Source organism: Saliphagus infecundisoli (genome assembly GCF_020177375.1).
Lineage (GTDB): Archaea > Halobacteriota > Halobacteria > Halobacteriales > Natrialbaceae > Saliphagus > Saliphagus infecundisoli.
Window position 1 is genome coordinate 106162 of the sequence record NZ_JAIWHV010000007.1, and the last position, 15098, is coordinate 121259.

At 60.8% G+C, this 15098-nt stretch carries 14 protein-coding genes; 10 read left to right on the forward strand and 4 right to left on the reverse strand.

What is annotated here, in order from left to right; genetic code table 11:
- Positions 1 to 72 precede the first annotated feature (72 nt).
- From LCF40_RS11245 to LCF40_RS11255, 3 genes are all read right to left on the reverse strand, one after another.
- Complete coding sequence (locus tag LCF40_RS11245) at positions 73 to 1380, reverse strand: carbon-nitrogen hydrolase family protein (RefSeq protein WP_224828548.1); 1308 nt, start codon at positions 1378 to 1380, stop codon at positions 73 to 75.
- The gene (locus LCF40_RS11250) at positions 1373 to 2356 is read right to left on the reverse strand and encodes a hypothetical protein (protein WP_224828549.1); all 984 of its coding nucleotides are present in this window, start codon (positions 2354 to 2356) and stop codon (positions 1373 to 1375) included. The genes LCF40_RS11245 and LCF40_RS11250 overlap by 8 nt, the downstream gene beginning before the upstream one ends.
- A gap of 572 nt (positions 2357 to 2928) precedes the next feature.
- Positions 2929 to 4059, reverse strand: coding sequence for a hypothetical protein (locus tag LCF40_RS11255; RefSeq protein ID WP_224828550.1), 1131 nt, complete (start codon positions 4057 to 4059; stop codon positions 2929 to 2931).
- Between the two features lie 525 nt (positions 4060 to 4584).
- Between LCF40_RS11255 and LCF40_RS11260 the strand changes: the two genes are divergently transcribed.
- The 8 genes from LCF40_RS11260 (at position 4585) to LCF40_RS11295 (ending at position 12710) form a co-directional block, all read left to right on the forward strand.
- Positions 4585 to 4896, forward strand: coding sequence for a hypothetical protein (locus tag LCF40_RS11260; RefSeq protein ID WP_224828551.1), 312 nt, complete (start codon positions 4585 to 4587; stop codon positions 4894 to 4896).
- Between the two features lie 646 nt (positions 4897 to 5542).
- Complete coding sequence (locus LCF40_RS11265; RefSeq protein ID WP_224828552.1) at positions 5543 to 6517, forward strand: DUF7983 family protein; 975 nt, start codon at positions 5543 to 5545, stop codon at positions 6515 to 6517.
- A gap of 469 nt (positions 6518 to 6986) precedes the next feature.
- Positions 6987 to 8258 carry an ABC transporter substrate-binding protein gene (locus tag LCF40_RS11270; RefSeq protein WP_224828553.1) on the forward strand — a complete coding sequence of 424 codons (1272 nt, stop codon included), beginning with the start codon at positions 6987 to 6989 and terminating at the stop codon, positions 8256 to 8258.
- A gap of 61 nt (positions 8259 to 8319) precedes the next feature.
- Positions 8320 to 9711, forward strand: a complete 1392-nt coding sequence (locus tag LCF40_RS11275) for an ABC transporter substrate-binding protein (protein WP_417750543.1) — start codon at positions 8320 to 8322, stop codon at positions 9709 to 9711.
- Positions 9708 to 10646, forward strand: coding sequence for an NAD(P)/FAD-dependent oxidoreductase (locus LCF40_RS11280; protein ID WP_224828555.1), 939 nt, complete (start codon positions 9708 to 9710; stop codon positions 10644 to 10646). Before LCF40_RS11275 ends, LCF40_RS11280 begins: the two co-directional genes overlap by 4 nt.
- A 70-nt stretch (positions 10647 to 10716) precedes the next feature.
- Entirely contained in the window at positions 10717 to 10929 is a 213-nt protein-coding gene (locus LCF40_RS11285; RefSeq protein ID WP_114578928.1) for a hypothetical protein, read from the forward strand.
- 52 nt (positions 10930 to 10981) lie between these two features.
- Positions 10982 to 12295 carry a histidinol dehydrogenase gene (hisD, locus tag LCF40_RS11290; RefSeq protein WP_224828556.1) on the forward strand — a complete coding sequence of 438 codons (1314 nt, stop codon included), beginning with the start codon at positions 10982 to 10984 and terminating at the stop codon, positions 12293 to 12295.
- 49 nt (positions 12296 to 12344) lie between these two features.
- A complete protein-coding gene (locus LCF40_RS11295; RefSeq protein ID WP_114578926.1) occupies positions 12345 to 12710 on the forward strand; it encodes a HesB/IscA family protein in 366 nt (121 codons plus the stop codon).
- 12 nt (positions 12711 to 12722) lie between these two features.
- Here the strand turns inward: LCF40_RS11295 and LCF40_RS11300 are convergent, their stop codons facing one another.
- Positions 12723 to 12923 (reverse strand): dodecin, encoded by a 201-nt coding sequence (locus LCF40_RS11300; RefSeq protein ID WP_114578925.1) that lies wholly within the window; start codon positions 12921 to 12923, stop codon positions 12723 to 12725.
- Between the two features lie 157 nt (positions 12924 to 13080).
- Here LCF40_RS11300 and LCF40_RS11305 point away from each other — a divergent pair, with 157 nt between their 5' ends.
- Both LCF40_RS11305 and LCF40_RS11310 read left to right on the forward strand, forming a co-directional pair.
- Positions 13081 to 14691 (forward strand): hydroxysqualene dehydroxylase, encoded by a 1611-nt coding sequence (locus LCF40_RS11305; RefSeq protein WP_224828557.1) that lies wholly within the window; start codon positions 13081 to 13083, stop codon positions 14689 to 14691.
- Positions 14692 to 14792: 101 nt separating this feature from the next.
- Positions 14793 to 15074, forward strand: a complete 282-nt coding sequence (locus tag LCF40_RS11310) for a hypothetical protein (protein WP_224828558.1) — start codon at positions 14793 to 14795, stop codon at positions 15072 to 15074.
- The last annotated feature ends 24 nt before the right edge of the window (positions 15075 to 15098 follow it).

The following is a 15098-nucleotide window of genomic DNA, read 5'->3' on the forward strand; positions in this document are numbered from 1 at the left end:
GCTACTCGCTCATCGTGAACCGCGGGAGTAGGACTAAGGAAGTGAGTACAATCCCATCGGAGGCGTCCTTCTCTAATCGCTTCCAGTACGACGCTGTTCGCAGGCTGAGGCGATTTGCTTCATCTTCTCAGTCTCATGGTTTACAGGCTCGAGAGCACTTGACAACCCACGGGCTGCATAGAGGAAGAGCCGGAAGTGTCCGTTCTCGTCGGGGTTCATCCTACTGGTGTTTTTCGCGTACCACACTTGATAAGCTGAACTGTGGTCGGGTGCTACCGTGATGGCTGGACTGGCCCACTCAACGCATCGAGCACGAAGTACGGGTTCAACGACATTCTGGTGGTAGTGGGGAGCAAGGTCAGACCAGTGATTAAGGAGGAGCAACCGTTTGCTCTCAATGTCCGGCACCGATAGAATCTCTTGGTACAGTCGCTCAGGTTTCAGAATCTCATCACTTTCAATAGCGGCGAGGTAAAAGTCCTCGTCGGCGAGAGTGAACGGCTGTGATTCAAAGTTACCGATATCGATTGAATCCGATTCATAGGTGATGCGAAGACCGTTGTAATCGGCTTGAACGCTAACCCGTGGCTCGCTCAGTGAGACGCTCTCGGAGGTCGAATCTTGAATGCGGGTGATTGACGGCCGGTCGTATTGGTTCGTCAGCGTCTGGCGTGCCTTTGATGTTCGCGCTGGATCGACTGAGACCGTGTAGATATTGTCGGGTGTTGTCTCAACGAGATCTCGCTTGCCATCGGTTCCCAACTCAGTGAGGATAATTGGATCACCGAACGGATCGAAGGCGAAGACGTGGGCCTTATTCCCTCGTTTGACGGTTCCATCGGGGCCGGATCCATGCGTCGTACAAACGACGTAGGCGCCGTTTTCGATTGCTCGCGCTTGGAGTACCTCACCCCATTTTTTCGCTACAACTGGTGTTGCACTCACGTTGAGCAACAGAGAAGCGCCGGCCAGTCCTTCGTATCCCATGAACGGCGAGAAATACTGGTCGTGACAGATCGTGGTCCCGACAGTCGTTCCCCGAAATTCTGTCGTCTTGAGTGCGTCTTCGGGGTGCCAGTCGTCCAGTTCAAGCGCAAGCTTCCCGGCGGAACTGTGTTTCGTATAGGTGAAATCGGTATCCGTCGCTGGATCATAGAAGATACCCCTGATCCAGTCACCGTCATCGAACCCTGCATAGAGCGCCACATCAAGCTCGTCAGCGGTCTGCTTCCAGTGATCACGGTTCTTCCAGTGGTCGTGGTTCTCGGGCACGAGCAGGAGGTCAAGGTCGCTCTCGGCAATCTGTGTTCGCTCCTCGTCGGTAAATTTACGGTGCCAGTGCTTCGGGAGCCATGCTCCGACGTGGATCGGGTCAGTCATGGTCCATCACCTGAGTTTCGACGTTCCGGATGCCCAGTGCCTGCTCGTACGTCTCGATCTTCGTCTCTATGCGGCGTCGTTTCGTTTCGTTCGGGACTACGATCTGACCAACGGTTGGATAGGCACCCAGATTGAGTACCCCACCAGCCGCGTGTTTCCCGGCGGAGCTCTCGAGCTCGAACCCATAGAGTGGATGTAGGCTTTCGGCTTCCCGAAGGAGTGGGGTATGCGTCTCGAAGTCAGGGTCGAGGTCAACAACTGCGGTAAGGAACTCTTTGAACGATGCTGGATACGGCATCGTCCATGTGAGATCAATTTTTGACCCCGTGTAGTAGGTTCGCCACCCTCGGAAGGTCTTCCGCTCCCCCTCGGGGTCCCACGCGTACTGCTCATGGTCCGTGGTCCCGTCAGCCTCTTGCCAGAGGTCGCGATGGCGATCGTAGGCTTGGCTAAGGTCGTCAGGGATCCAGTCCTCTTTGACGACGAAGCCCATCTCTTTGCCCATATCGGCGAGCTGACGCCGCGTTCGGGTACTCCACTCCTTTTCTCCGCCAGCACCCTCAGAGATATCGTGTTCGAATGCTGGCTGATCGGTTGATCCACCCCACTCCCGATTAACGAGATCCGTCAGATGGCTTCGGTCAAGACAGAGACAGTTGGTATGACCGTGGAGTTGCCTGAAGGTCCGGACAATACGCTTGCCACGGCGATAGAGACCGCCCTCGCGTTCTTCGTCTACGATTAGGATTCCAATCGGTGCCCCGATCGCTTGGAGGTTCGCCAGATCGGCTGTCATCGTTTTCGTCGTGGGATCCGACGCTTCGATCTCGAAGGCAACCAGGGGGAACCGCCGATACTGCTCGTCATCTTCGAAGCCGAAGTAGTCGGATAACTGTGTGGTATCGAGTCCTAATTCCCGGAGATCGAGATACCAGACGACATCGACTCGCGGGGTGTAGCTCTCCTCGAGCGCCACCGAGAGAAAGGTATCATCGATTTCCTCGGCGGTCGAGAATCCGAGTTGGGTACCTAACTCGTGGACCTCCTCTTTGATCGGGGTGGCCCGATCTGTGTATGACATGGTCACTGATTCAAACGACTTCTTGATTAAAGTTCGCCATAGAGAGAAAGTCCGAAGTTGAGTACGCTTGCCTGGATTTGGAGGGGTGCACCACTAATCAGAGAATGCGGAGTAGTCCCAGCTCTGTGGGCCAAGTTTCGCTAATGACGGAGCTGATAGCAGTGACCGCTCAAGTGATACAGAGATTGGTGGTTCGTGTCCGAATCTTCGACGAATGCTATACGTTAGCGTGGCCAGCCGATAGGTAGGTCAAATTTCATCCGTCGCATTCGTGCTGGATAGGACAGATTTCGCAGCGACTTACGTCCCTATATACCGATCTGACCCTCACTGCTATCAGCCTCGGAAGCACGCTTTTTTAGAACGTAGCTGATAGCACCTCGAGACAGCGAGAATGCAGACCCGTATCTCGTAGTTGTCGATAGCCCACTGTAACTGACCTTATTATACCTCATGTAACCAAATTCTCAGGGAGAGACGGACAATATGTTAGTTATCTCTCCTTTAGCTATTTTCAGCCCTTCAACAACTTTTCGCTTCCTCATCCCATCTTTCATATCACCATTTCTGGAACAATCAAATAAGCCGTTGAGGAAATCACGTATTCGGTCATTGTCGCTTAGAATACTATCAGATATGATTCCGCTTTCAATTACTGCATAATTTCCGTTCTCAGGTGAAAAAGAATCTTCGGATAACTCTACGTCTCGGACTCCAAGTTCTTGATCCGCCACAACAAGTGATGGATAATCACTAATGTCAAATCCACTGATTAAGGCATCCCACAATTCTATTCGGATCCGATCCCGATCGATCATTGCAACTTCCAGTTGACTACGATTTCGCCCAAGTAAGGTCAATTCATCATCTAAGGCCTTGAATTTACTATCTTCCCGAGAGTATGAATCATCGGTGAAGTAATAAAAATATGCGTTAGTCTCGCGCTTTGGCATCTGATATAACGTATGTGGTGTAGCTTGTAGACGTTCTCCAAAGGTTGTGGGGGTATTAGAGCTTCTTTTGGGTAGCCGCTCAAATTCTGATCTGGCATCTGGGTCAAAGAGCGTCTTTGTATCTGCATCTGTCACGTCCGTATATCCATCATATTTATTATATACATATTCAAGTATCTCGGAAATAGTTTTATTATTGTATTTCCCCTTTATATCATTGACAATGTCAAATACACCATCATTCCCAAGTCCAAGAAGTCGTTGTGCTTCTTGCACTCCTTTGTTAGTTAAGCTATATGTTATTCTGGAGTATCCATATTCATTTGTGTTGACTTCTCTTTCAATATATCCCTCATTATCAAGTGTTTCCAGGTCGGAACGAAGTTGAACTGAAAAGGGTCCGAAACGATCCGCTCGATAGTCATATACATCTTTCAACTTTGTTTCTTCCTGAGCCAGGAAAACAAGCTTTTGGAAGCGTGTCGCTCCATCAATCGACGTAGTATTATCCGTATAAAGGAAGATGACAGGGAGCTTTGATTTAGAACTCATAACGGTTTTGTTTTGATCGTAGCGATGAGGTCGAACGGGATAACCAAAGAAACTTTTGGTAATCCTGACAAGCGTTCTTCGCTTGTGTACCACTCCGATACTGCGTGAGTCGCGGCCAATAAACAGAGAGGAAGACGCAGGTAGCAGCGATTAAGACGGCTGGGAGTACGAGAACGAAGACAGCGAATGGGTTCCGATCAACGAACTCACGGAGGGATAACCATGGAACGTTTGCCTGACCATCTTAACCTGAAGCTCGGACAGTTGGGTGACAGCACTACCTTACGCCACGTCTACAAGCGAGGGGACTACAGCGGCAATACGGTAACGGCGACGATAAAAGGCGAACGAATCGATGTCAGCGGTGATCCTGAATCGGATAACTCTGATAGTTGACCCGAACGCCGATGGGTGCTGCTCGGGTCGCTGATCGCCACTATCGAGGCGAAGATGCCCGCGCTTCCTACAGTTACGACGGATGGAGCTGGTGGGAATATCAAAACAAAGACGGGGAATGGGTTCCGATCAGGGAGCTTTCAGAGTAGCGTGTAAGTGAATTTATATTCCTCTCTGATTTTAATCGTTACTATGATTAGATCGGGCTGATATTATACCTTTATGAGCATTAGTAGTAAGCTCAGACAGGAACTGGACAACTTGGCTTCAGATACAGAGATTAATAACCTCACAAGTGGGGATGCAGATCTACACATCGTACATAATCCTAACGATATAGATTACTACCATATTGAGGGCGGAAGTATATACAAAGCGTCTATGGAGTTAGAGCTTGATAATAATACAAGCCAAATGGCATTCATATTTCCGGTTGACACCTCCTCTGAGGGTGAACTGATAAGTGACCTGAATAACGCAAATCAAGCAGAGATCACTTATAAAATGGGTGATTGGAGTAGCCTTCTACCTTGATTGAGAAGTATTCTCGTCCGGCGTAGGACACAAGTCGGTGGCCGCCGTTGTGTAGGTCCCTGTCTTCGAGCTGGTCATATACGGTTTCGCCCACTCACGCTTCCGGGTAACCGTCGCATACGTCAGGGTTTCGTAGTAGGGATACATGGAGTTCTCTTCGTACGAAGCTGATAGCAGTGAGCGCTCAAGCGATATTAGAGAGTAGTGGTTTGCGTTCGAAACCCCAGCGTTACCAACTGTTACCATTCCCGGCCGATAGGTGGATCGTGTCTCTATCTTGAGCCAATATGTTTCATGAGCCTTCAGACCAATCGTAGCTTCCCTTACTGAGCGCCCTGCTATCAGCCTCGCCATCGCGCTACAACAGACTCGCGATTCGAGATCCGTTTCTCACCCAGAAGGTCGCTCTCCCCTAATAACTGCATAGAGGCCATCAAAATAGTTAATTCGACTGAACCAGATTTTGGCTATAGTTAATTAATAGTAATTCATCGTATCTACCGAATTAACTGTGTTCCGGCCTTGAGGGGACTGAATGACTTTGAATACCCGGAAGTGTGCCTCACAATTGTGCCTTGGAACTGAATCCAGCGACGATCTGGGATGGGGCCCGTAGAGTTTTACTGCACGTGTTCGTTCTTCTGGTATGCCGTTCAACGTCTCGTGGCACACGCTCCTCGACCAGCTTGACGAGTTATCACAGGGGGCGACACTCATTACGCCATTGTCCGGCGACCGGTTCCACATCACCGACGTTCAAGAACACCGTGTCGTGATCGAACTCGAAGACTCGGGTGAATCACGTCCGCTCCAGCGGGACCAATTCGAGACACTCTTTCGGCGGATCACGGAGGATGCGGGCCGATTCAAACTCGAGCGGCTCCCACCCGATGCGGACCCGTATCCAACTGTGTTGAGTCTCCACCCGCGCTTCGAGATCGACGAGGACGACGGCGTGATCATCGAGAGGGATGGCCCGACGACAACCCAACTTCTCGATGACGACCACGCTCACGATGAGGAGAACGAAGAACGGACGGAGCCGGATCTGGACGTCTATGCGGACGCGCTCTTGCTTGTTGACGCGCTTGAGCGCCACGACGTGAGCACACTTGCAGAGGTGGAGTCGAACGCCCTGGTGAACCTCTACACGCTTCTCTCGGACGTTCAGCGAAACGCGGATACTCTCCGGAAGGACGTCGCTGACGTGCTCCTGAATCGCCTGCATCACGATCGACCGGTCAGTGGGCCGTTTGGATCCGTCCAGCGGACAGCACGCCGTAATCGCTCTCTCAAGGACGATGAGGAGGTGCTGGCGGCCCTCGAGAACGAAGGTATTGATCGGGAGCGGGTGATGGGTGTGGATCGATCAAGAGTCGATGAGGCGCTGGAAGTGACCGAGTTGGCTGAGTCAGATGTCTACGAGATTCAGGAGAGCGAGTACGTTCGGAAGGCCGACGTAGACGAGGACGTAAAGGAAACCCGCCTCCAGGGACTAAAGGATCAGCTCGCTGCGACTGAGGATGAGGGTGCCGAAGAACTCCGCCAAGAGATTGAGGACTTGGAGGGGCGGATCGAGGAGTTGACGAGCTTTCGAACAGGGACTCAGATGCACGAATGATTGGACGCGATGTGGGGAACTCTACGGGCGAAGATTGGAATATACATCAGAACCCGATCACACTACGCGGCGACAGAATGATAGATAAAAGCAACTATTTAGTCTGATTAGTGCGTTAGATGGCCCGTAGCTCGACTAATCACCACTTTAGACTTATATATAATATCGAAGTGTTCCGGGCGACACTCTCTCGATCGCGGGCGGTTCTCGCAGAATCTCGACCGTCTGGGTACGTACCGGCTACCGGCGTAACCTCGACCGATGACGACACGCAGACCACCTCCTGTCCTCTGATTTGCGTGGTTTCGGAGCGACGTCGGGACGCGTTCGTCGCAGAAACGTCGGCCCGTCCGTAGCCCCCGGCGGCTGTGCTGCCGGGCGCTACCCCGCAGAAGGACGCTTCGGAACGCCGTATTTAGGCACGCCTAAGAATCGGAACGGCTTTATGTTTTAGGCATGCCTAAAACGTATGCACGAACCGAGCCGACGGCAGTTGTTGAGAACCGGCGCCGTGGCCGCCGGGATCGGGGCGATCGCCGGCTGTCTGGGCGGCGGTGGGAACGGCGGCGACAGTAGAAATGGAAACCCCGACGACGGGACCAACGAGACCGGCGCGGAGACGGAAGGCGAATCGGACGACGACACGAGCGACACCGACAGGAAGAACCGAACGGACGGAACCGGCGGGAGCGACGAAAACGAAGGCGGGGAAGACGCCGGGACGCGCGGCGACGAAAGCGACGACGCCGAGGACGGGGGTTACTCGGTGACGATGGAGCCCGTCGGCGAGGTCGAGTTCGAGGCGATCCCCGAGACCTGGCTCTCGTATACGGGCGACTACGCCGACATGGGCGTCGCGCTCGGCCAGGGCGACGGGCTCTCGGCGGTCGGCGTCCGCGCCCGGTTCGGCTCGCACCTCTACGAGGAACTCCCGGGGGTTTCCGTCGAAGACGACGACCTCACCGAACTCTACCAGAACGGCACCGGCAAGGAGGTCTTTCACGAACTCGACGCCGACGTCCACCTGATCGATCCGAACTTCATGGTGAACCGCCTCCAGTGGAGCGAGAGCGACGTCGAGAAGATCGCACAGACCGTCGGCCCGTTCGTCGGGAACACGATCTTCTCGCGGGTCTACGACTGGCACGACTACCCCCACTACACGCTGTACGAGGCCTTCGAGACGGTCGCCGAGGTCTTCGGGGAGCGAGAGCGCTACGAGGCGTTCGCGGCGTACCACGACGAGGTGCTCGCGGACGTCCGCGGGCGCCTGCCCGAGGAGACCCCCGACGTCGCGGTGGTGTACCCCGCCGACGTCCCGCCGGAGTCGTTCTATCCCTACCGCATCGGGGAGGGAACCCAGTCCAAACACTGGACGGACCTCGAGGTCGGCGACGCCCTCGCCGACGTGACCGACGCCCAGGCCGGCGGCGGCGAGATCGACTACGAGACGCTCCTCGAGATCGATCCCGATGCCCTCGCCATCAGGCTACAGGGAGCGGTCACGCCCGACTACTTCGAGCGCGAGATCGTTTCCCATCTCGAGTCCCACGACGTCGCGAGTCGGCTCCGGGCAGTATCGGAGGGACGGGTCGTCTACGGGGGGCTGACTTACCAGGGGCCGATCATCCATCTCTTCCAGCTCGAGCGGGCGGCTCGGGATCTCTACCCCGATTCGTTCGGCGACGGGCAGTTGTTCGACCGCGAGCGCGTCGCCGGGATCGTTACGGGCGACGCCTGACCGACCGCCCCGACGGTGGTCGCCGGCCGAGCGGAAGCGAAAGCACTATGAGATTTTAGGGATGCCTAAAAACATGGCACGAGAACGCAGGAACGTGACGCGCCGGAGAGCTCTCACGTACGGGACGACGGTCGTCGGCGGGTCGTTGCTCGCGGGCTGTCTGGGTGGGGAAGAGGGGAACGGCGAAGACGGCGAAAACGGGACCGAGAGCGGGAACGAAACCGAGGCCACCGAGACGGAAACACGGACCGAAACCGCCGAGAACGACACCGACAGCGGGAACGAAACGGAAACCGGGTCCGACGGGAGCGAGAACGCCGACGCCGGAAACGAGTCGGAGGCCGAAGACGAGTCCAACGGTGGAAACGAGACCGACGGCAGTAGCGGGCCGTACACCTCCTCGCTTGCGCCCGTCGGCGAGGTAACGCTCGAGGCGATCCCGGAGGACGTCATGGTCTACAGCCTGCTGTACGCCGACATGGCGGTCGCCTACGGCCACGGTGACGCCGTCAACTCGCTGGGTTTCGACGCCGAAACCGGCGGCGGGACCCTGGACGCCTACTACGACCACCTCGAGGGCGTCTCCTTCGACCGGGAGGATCTGACCCAGCTCAACACGGGGTCGGGAGCGATCAGCGTCGATCAGGAGCTGTTCTACGAACTCGACTCCGACCTCCACCTCGCCGATCCCGCGCTCATCGCGTCGTTCGAGGGCTGGGACCGCGAGACCGTCGAGGAGATCGCGGAGAACGTCGCCCCGTGGTTCGGCAACGCCTACAGCCGCGCACACGGCGAGCCTCCCGAGTCCTACGCCGACGACTACGAGTACTACACCCTCTGGGAGATCGCAGAACGGGTCGCGGCGCTGTTCGGGGCCGGCGAGCGCTACGGCGAGCTGTCGGCGGTCCACGACGACCTAGTCGCGACGATCGAGGAGGGGCTTCCGCCCGAAGAGGAGCGCCCGACGGTCGGCGCGATCATCTTCATGGAGGAGACGTTCTACCCCTCCGCCCTCGACGCGCCCGGGTTCGCCACGGCGGATCTGCGCCCGCTGGGAGCGACCGACGCCTTCGCGGGCGAGGAGCTGACCTACGAGACGAGCTACGACTACGAGGCCATGCTCGAGTTCGATCCCGACGTGCTCCTCCATCGCTACGGCGTCGCCTCCTACTACGACGTCGGGGCGATCGCCGAGACGCTCGCGGACCACCCGGTCGCGAGCCGGATCACGGCCGTCGAGAACGGACGAGTCTACCCCTCCGGCGACCCCGAGCAGGGACCGCTGATGAACCTCTTCCAGCTCGAGATGGCGGCCAAACAGCTCTACCCCGACCAGTTCGGCGCCTGGCCCGAGGACAACCACGGCGAGGCCTATCCCGAGTTCCCCGAGGAGGAGCGGCTGTTCGACCGCGAGCGGGTCGCCGACGCGATCGGCGGTGCGGGCCAGGAATGACTGCGGGAGAGGGGACCGACTACGACGTCGCCGTCGTCGGCGGCGGTCCCGCGGGCTGTTCGACCGCCGTCTTCGCCGCGCGCTACGGCCTCGAGACGGTCGTCTTCGACCGCGGGCGCTCGTCGCTCCGGCGCTGTGGCTACCTCGAGAACTTCCTTGGCTTTCCCGCGGGGATCGACGTCGAGACCTTCTACGGCCTGATCCACGACCACGTCGAAGAGGCCGGCGCCGAACTCCGGCCCGATCTCGTCGAACGGGTCGAACGGATCGAGCGCGTCGGGGACGACGGGGAGGGCAACGACGGAGCCGGAGGATTCCGGCTCGAACCCCAGGAGGGCGAACCCACGAGCGCCGATCGCGTCGTCGCGGCCACCCGGTACGGAGCCGGCTACCTCCGCCCGCTCGACGAGGGGTCGATGTTCGTCCCCGACGACCACGGCGAAGAGGGCGAGGAGCGGTTCGACCGCGACTGTCCCGCAGACGACGGCACGACGCCGATCGACGGGCTGTACGTGGCGACGCCCGCGGGCGACGCGGGGGCACAGGCGGTCGTCGCCGCCGGTCGGGGCGCACGCGTCGCCCGGACCGTGATCGCCGACGCCCGCCGCGACCGGGGCTACCCCGAGGCCCTGAGCGAGCACTGGGACTGGGTCCGCCGGGAGAGCGAACTGACCGCCGAGTGGGCCGACCGCGACCGCTGGCGCGAGCACTTCGACGACCGGCTTCCCGACGATTCCGACGCCAGCGACGAGCGCCTCCGTGAGCTCCGCGAACGCGAGATCGATCGCCGGCTCGACGCCTACCTCCCCGACGAGGAGATCGACCGGCGGGCCACGCGCGGCCACCGGCGCCTGCTCAGGCACGTCGACGACGACGCGATCCTCGAGGCGGCCCACGAGATCGAGGCTCGGGGGTCCGTTGACGGCGCGAGCTGATCGACCCTCGTCCGGCGGGCCCGACCTCGGGAGCCCCGACACCCTTACTGCCGGCGGTCGAAGCGGAGCCATGGATCAGCAGCGATTCGTCCGGCTCGCGCTCCTCGCGGTGGGCCTCGCCGTCGCGAGTTTCGTCGTCCTCGGGACCTCCCGGCTCCTCGTCCCCTACCGGACCGCCCAGCTCCTCGCGGCACCGATCGGGCTCACAGCCTTCGCGCTCCTGAGCTATCTCTTCGTGCGGGCGACGCTGTCGGCGGTCGGCCTCCGGACCATCGAGGAGTAATCGAGGGCCACGACTGGAAACGGTTTTCCACGCGCCCTTCGAACCCACGGCTATGACCACGACTCTCGAGGTGGACGAACTCGCCGACCTCGGGCCGGCCGATCGGGCTGCGCTGTTCGAGCGATCGGCCGGCATCGAGGACGTCCGCGAGGACGTCCGGGGGATCGTCGAGCGCGTTCGCGAGGAAGGCGACGTCGCCGTCCGGGAGTTCACCGAGGAGTTCGACGGCGTCTCCGTGGGCAACCTGGAGATCACCGACGAGGCCGAACGGGCAGTCGAGGAGGTCGATTCCGAGATTCTGGCGGCGATCGAGGCCGCCGCCGACAACGTTCGCGAGTTCCACGAGGCCCAGGTTCCCGAGGACTGGCGCCGCGAGTTCTCCGACGGGCGGGAGCTCGGCCGACGATTTCGCCCGATCGAGCGGGCGGGGGTCTACGTCCCCGGCGGGACCGCCGCCTACCCCTCGAGCGCGATCATGGGGATCGTGCCGGCGGTCGTCGCGGGCGTCTCCCACGTCGTCGCCGTCACACCGCCCGCAGAGGAGGTGAATCCGGCGACGCTCGCGGCGATCCATATCGCGGGCGCCGATGCAGTCTACGGCGTCGGCGGCGCCCAGGCGATCGGGGCCCTCGCCTACGGAACGGAGTCGATCCCGCGGGTCCAGAAGGTCGTCGGTCCCGGCAGTCCCTGGGTGACGGCGGCCAAAGCCGAGGTCAGGGGCGACTGCGAGATCGATTTTCTGGCGGGGCCGAGCGAGATCGTCGTCGTCGCAGACGACACCGCCGACCCCGTCGCCGTCGCCACCGACCTGCTCGCCCAGGCCGAACACGGGCCGACGTCGCCCGCGGTCGCGGTCACCGACGACCGGGAGACCGCCCAGGGAATCGTGGAGGCGGTCGAGAACCGGCTTCCCGAGCGCGAGCGCGAGGAGACGATCCGGGAGGCCCTCGCGGGCAAGGGGAGCCGGGTCCTGCTCGCCCGGTCGATGAGCGAGGCGATCCTCTTCGCCGAGGAGTACGCCCCCGAACACCTCTCGATTATCGCCGACGACGACGACGCAGTCTTGGAGCGGATCGACAGCGCGGGCAGCGTCTTTCTCGGGTCGGCGACCCCCGTCGCAGCGGGCGACTATGCCAGCGGGACGAACCACGTCCTGCCGACCAACGGCCTCCCGAAGGTCACGGGCGGGCTCTCGGTCGACACCTTCCTCCGGGCGACGACGGTCCAGCGACTCTCGGCCGACGCACTGGTGGACCTGAGCGGGACGATCACGACGCTCGCGGAGGCCGAGGGCCTGGAGGCCCACGCCGAGAGCGTCCACGTACGGACGCAGACGGGCGGCGAGAACGGGGGCGGCGACCAGTAGCGCTACCTGGGGCGTCAACGTTAACACCGTCGCGCCGGAAGGAACGGGTATGAGTACAGAGAGCGCGGACGGCGAGAGCCGCCCCCGGATCGAGGTTACCGAAGCGGCCGCCGAGCAGGCCATAGACCTCCTGACCGAGGAGGGCCTCGACACGGACGTCGCGGGCCTCCGACTGTTCGTCCAACAGGGCGGCTGTGCGGGGCTCTCGTATGGGATGCGCTTCGACGACGAGCCCGAGGAGGACGACTCGATCTACGACCACCACGGGCTCAGAGTGTTCGTCGATCCCGCGAGCCTGAAGTACATCGAGGGCTCGGTGCTCGACTTCGAGAGCGGCCTCCAGGCCGAAGGGTTCCACGTCGAGAACCCCAACGTGGTCAGCGAGTGTGGCTGTGGAGAGTCGTTCCGAACGTAGTTTCTGGAGGTTCTACTCCTCGAGTTCGAAGGCGACGGTGACCTCCGCCTGATACTCCCGGTCGTCTGCGGTCGCGATCTCGACGCTGAACTCCTCGACTTCGACCCAGTGAACGTTGTTCAGCGTGTCCTCGGCGCGGTCGATGGCGTCGTCGGCCGCGTCGTCGAAGCTCTCCGAACTCGACCCGATCAGCGTGATCTTCTTGAAAACCATGATCCGGTCGGATCGATGCGGGCGGTTCACTAAAAGCTCACCCCTTCGTGGATACCCCAAGGGCGACCGACGGTCGGGTCGGGTGCCGTCGCCGGCCCGGGAGACGAGCGTGTGCCGGTACCCCGCAGTTGAAATACGTCCGGCCCAAGCACAGGTGATGACCTCGGTTGCCGTCCTCGGCGGCGGGATCGGCGGGTTGAGCGCGGCCCACGAACTCGCCGAACGCGGGTTCGCCGTCACGGTCTACGAGGCCAACGAGCGGATGGGCGGGAAAGCCAGGAGCATCCCGATCGACGGGAGCAAGGACGCGATCCTCGGCGAACACGGCTTTCGGTTCTTCCCCGGGTTCTACCGCCACGTCACCGACACGATGGCGCGGATTCCCTACCGCGATCGAACGGTCGCAGACAACCTCGTCCCGACCTCCGAGTCGCTGCTCGCGCGGGCGACCGGCGAGGAGGTCGTCGCGCGGACGGCGACCCCCCGGACGATCGGCGAGTGGCGCGAGGCCCTCCAGCCGCCGACCTCCGACGGCCTTCCTCCGCGCGAGGCCGCCGTGCTCGGCGAGCGTCTGTTGACCCTGCTCACGAGCTGTGACGCCCGGCGGGAGGACGACCTCGAGTACCGCTCGTGGTGGGAGTTCGTCGAGGCCGATCGCCTCTCTCCGGCCTACCGGAAGCTCGCGGCCGTCACCCAGTTGCTGGTCGCGCTTCGCCCACAGGACGGCAGCGCGCGCACCTTCGGGAAGATCTACCTCCAGTTGATCCGCGGACAGCTCGATCCCCGGATGGACGCAGAACGAATCCTCAATGGACCGACGAGCACGGTTTGGATCGAGCCCTGGGTAGCGTATCTCGAGGACCTCGGCGTCGAGTTCGTCCGGGAGACGCGAGTGACGGGCATCGACTGCGACCGCGAGCGGGTGACGGGCGTCGAGACGATCCGCGGAGAGGTCGGGGCGGAGTACTACGTCGCCGCCCTGCCCGTCGAGGCAATGGTCGAGCTACTGAGTCCGGATCTCAAACGGGGCGCGCCCTCGCTGGCTCACATAGATCGCCTCGAGACGGGCTGGATGACCGGGATCCAGTTCTACCTCGAGAGCGACCGGCCGCTGGTCCACGGCCACCAGCTCTATCTCGACTCGCCGTGGGCACTGACTGCGATCTCACAGGGCCAGTTCTGGTCGGAATACGACCTCTCGGAAGCGGGATCCGGAGCGGTCGGAGACGTTCTCTCGGTCATCATCTCGGACTGGGACGCTGCCGGCGAACTCACCGGCAAGCCCGCCCGGGACTGTTCGCCCGAAGAGATCAAAGCCGAGACGTGGGACCAGCTCACGACCCACCTCAACCGCGACGAGACCCGACTCGCCGACGACGACCTCGTCGAGTGGTTTCTCAACCCCGCGATCGAGAAGACCGACGATGGGGTCGTAAACCGCGAGCCGCTGCTGGTCAACACCGCGGGCTCGCTGCGATATCGTCCCGAGGCCGCGACGGGAATGAAAAACCTCGTGCTCGCTTCGGACTACGTCCGGACGGAGACCGACCTGGCGAGCATGGAGGGAGCAAACGAAGCCGCACGCCGCGCGACGAACGCGATTCTCGATCGGAGTGGGAGCGACGCCCCCCGATGTGAACTCTGGGCGCTCGAGGAGCCCGCGGTGTTCGAGCCCCTGCGGGCCCACGACGCCGTCCGGTATCGTCTCGGGCTTCCCCACGCCAGCGAGGGCGCGTGGTCGCCGGTTCGGGAGGCCCTCGTTCCCTGAGGGCACCGGAGCCGGCTCTTTCCACGTCAAGAACTATCCGCCCCTCGTGCGTACCGACGTCCGACGCGCCCGATCCGACCGGCGATCGGCGCGAACGACCCATGAATCCCAACTCCTACATCGACACCGAATCGTACGACGACGTCCTGAGCCATGAACTGACGCAGTTTCTCGTCCGCGAGGCGGTCGGGGTCGCGATGGAGTCGCCGCTTCGCGAGCCCATCCTCGAGGGCGTCGAGCGTGGCGAGCGCGAGTTCGACGGGACCGACGTCTCGCCGGCCCCCGAGGCCGAGTCGGGCGGGCGCTCCCTGAAGGGTGTTTTCGTCCTCGCCGTCCTCCTCGCCGTAGCGTACGCCGCCCTCGGGCGTCGCGGCGGGGAGTGAGGACGGGGCCCGTCGCCGGCCATC